The following is a 2,538-nucleotide window of genomic DNA, read 5'->3' as shown; positions in this document are numbered from 1 at the left end:
GTCGATTTGTGATCTTTGGAATGGTGTACGCCCTTGGTGCGGCGGTCTGCTTCGGCACGGCGACGGTGCTGCAGGCGATCGCCGCACGCTCGGCGGCGGCGACCGGGCCGGGCGGGGACGTGGCACTGCTGTGGCGGGCGCTGCGGCAGTGGCGGTACCTGGCCGGTCTCGCGCTGGACGGGCTCGGCTTCGTGCTGCAGATCCTCGCGCTGCGGTCGGTGCCGATCTACGCCGTGGGGGCGGCGCTGGCCGCGAGCCTCGCGGTGACGGCCGTGGTCGCGGCGCGGCTGCTCGACGTGCGGCTGAGCCGCGTCGAGTGGGTGGCGGTGGCGGTGGTGTGCGCCGGGCTCGCGCTGCTGGGGCTGGCGGCCGGGGCGGAGGGCGACGAGGAGGGGCCGGCCTGGCTGAAGTGGGCGATGCTCGGGGCGGCTGCCGGGGTGCTGCTGCTCGGGGCGGCGGGCGGGCGGCTGCCGGAGCGGGGGCGGGCGCTGGCGCTCGGGCTCGGGGCGGGGCTGGGGTTCGGGGTGGTGGAGGTGTCGGTGCGGCTCATCGACGGGTTCTCGCCCGGTGAGCTGTTCCCCAATCCGGCGACGTACGCGCTGCTGCTCGGCGGCGGGGCGGCGTTCCTGCTGCTGACCTCGGCCCTGCAGCGCGGGTCGGTGACCACGGCGACGGCCGGGCTGGTGCTCGGGGAGACCGTCGCGCCCGCGCTGATCGGTGTGGTGTGGCTCGGAGACCGGACGCGACCGGGGCTGGGGTGGCTGGCGATCCTCGGTTTCGCGGTGGCGGTGGCGGGGGCGCTGGCGCTGTCGCGGTTCGGGGAGGCGCCGGTGGAGGCAGAGGAGAGCGCCGTCGCGCCGCGGTGATCGGCAGCGCTTTCCCGGCTGCCGAATTTCTTCACCTTCCGGACAAACTCACAGCTGTCTTGCCGCTGTCCAGCAGCTTCCCCTGCGACTCTCTCGCAGCTGCCTTGTGGCCGCCTTGCAGCTGTCTCGCGGACGACCCGAAAATGTTTGTTGAATCTTGAACGCAGGGTGAGCACTTTCCGTATGGGACTGCGTGACCAGTAATCCTGTCACGGTCACCGTGGCCTATCGCGTGACGCCGGGCCGTGCGGCCGACTTCCACTCCTGGGGGTGGGCCATGCTGGGCGCGACCGCGCGGCAGCCGGGGTTTCTTGGGGGCGGGGTACTTGTCGACGGAGAGGCGGAATGGCATGTCGTCTATCGCTTCGCCAGCGAGGGTTCGGCCCTGGCCTGGGAGAAATCGTCCTCCCGGGAACAGTGGGACGCGCGGCTGGACGGGGTCGCCCGGGAGGCGGAGCGCCGGAGGGTACCGGGCGCCCGGGCCTGGTTCAACGCGCAGACACTGACGCCCGCGCCGCCGACTCCGCCGTCGAAATGGAAAATGTGGTTCGTGAATATGAGCGCGGTTTTTCCGCCGGTGCTCCTGTTCAATCTGGCGGTGCTTCCCTATCTCGGTGATCTCAATGCACTGTTTCGCACACTGTTGTTGTGTCTGTGTGTGACGGCCCTCGTCACCTGGATTCTCATGCCGCGGCTCCAGCGTTTCTTCAGGAAATGGCTGTACCCGTCGCTCCAGGCACTGCGCGGACGGCACAAACGCCGGGCCACATAGGCCCGCGAACGAACAGAGGGAGGTGGGCGGGTGAAGACCCTGCTCATCGACAATTACGACTCGTACACGTACAACCTGTTCCAGCTGATCGCCGAGGTCAACGGCGAGGAGCCGGTGGTAGTCCGGAACGATGCTCCCGTCGACGGTTTTCCCGATCTCCGGGCGTTCGACAACCTCGTGGTGTCCCCGGGCCCCGGGCATCCGGGCGTGGCGCGTGATTTCGGCATCGCGGGCAGATTGCTCGCGACCTCGCCGGTGCCCGTGCTCGGTGTGTGTCTGGGGCATCAGGGCATCGCGCTCGGGGAGGCCGGGCTGGTGGGGCCCGCACCGGAGCCGCGGCACGGGCATCTGTCCGCGATCCGGCATGACGGACGGGACCTGTTCCACGGCCTGCCGCAGCACTTCACGGCCGTCCGCTACCACTCGCTGGCCGTGCGCGAGCCGCTGCCGGAGACGCTGGAGGCCACGGCCTGGGCGGAGGACGGCGTCCTGATGGGGCTCCGGCACCGCAGCCGGCCGCTGTGGGGGGTGCAGTTCCATCCCGAGTCGGTCCTCACGGAGTACGGGCACCGCATGTTCGTCAACTTCCGGAACCTCACCGCCGAGCGGGCCGGCAAGCTGCGCACGAAGAACACGGCGGTGCCGATGCCTCCGGCGGCTCGGCGGCGGGCGGTGGTGCCGGAGTGCGAGACGGGGATCCGGCGTACGACGGGGAGCGCTTTCAGCGCCGGTGGTGTTCGTCGGCCCGTGGTTGCGGCTGTCTTCCAGGTCACTGCGCTCAGCCAGGGCGCCGCGAACCCGCCCGGCGGGGCCGGGGCGGTCTTGGCGGGCGAAGCCATCGCGTCGAGCGAGACGGCGGTCTCGACGCCCGGCGTGGCGGGCGCGGCCCCTTCACCGGCC

At 71.0% G+C, this 2,538-nt stretch carries 3 protein-coding genes; all 3 read left to right on the top strand.

What is annotated here, in order from left to right:
* Positions 1 to 20: 20 nt before the first annotated feature.
* Positions 21 to 866 (top strand): hypothetical protein, encoded by an 846-nt coding sequence (locus ABZ281_RS45755; protein ID WP_356664346.1) that lies wholly within the window; start codon positions 21 to 23, stop codon positions 864 to 866.
* Between the two features lie 193 nt (positions 867 to 1,059).
* Positions 1,060 to 1,638, top strand: a complete 579-nt coding sequence (locus ABZ281_RS45750; protein ID WP_356664344.1) for an antibiotic biosynthesis monooxygenase — start codon at positions 1,060 to 1,062, stop codon at positions 1,636 to 1,638.
* 30 nt (positions 1,639 to 1,668) lie between these two features.
* On the top strand, positions 1,669 to 2,538 hold an 870-nt coding region (locus ABZ281_RS45745; protein WP_356664342.1), incomplete at its 3' end, for an aminodeoxychorismate/anthranilate synthase component II.

This window comes from Streptomyces sp. NPDC006265, from assembly GCF_040613555.1.
Taxonomy (GTDB): domain Bacteria; phylum Actinomycetota; class Actinomycetes; order Streptomycetales; family Streptomycetaceae; genus Streptomyces.
The sequence above is the reverse complement of the archived record's forward strand: the minus strand, read 5'-3'. Positions and strand labels throughout refer to the sequence as shown.

Coding starts and splice junctions, on each gene's coding strand:
- ABZ281_RS45755 (WP_356664346.1), top strand. CDS start 21: ATGGTGTACGCCCTTGGTGCGGCGGTCTGCTTCGGCACGGCGACGGTG.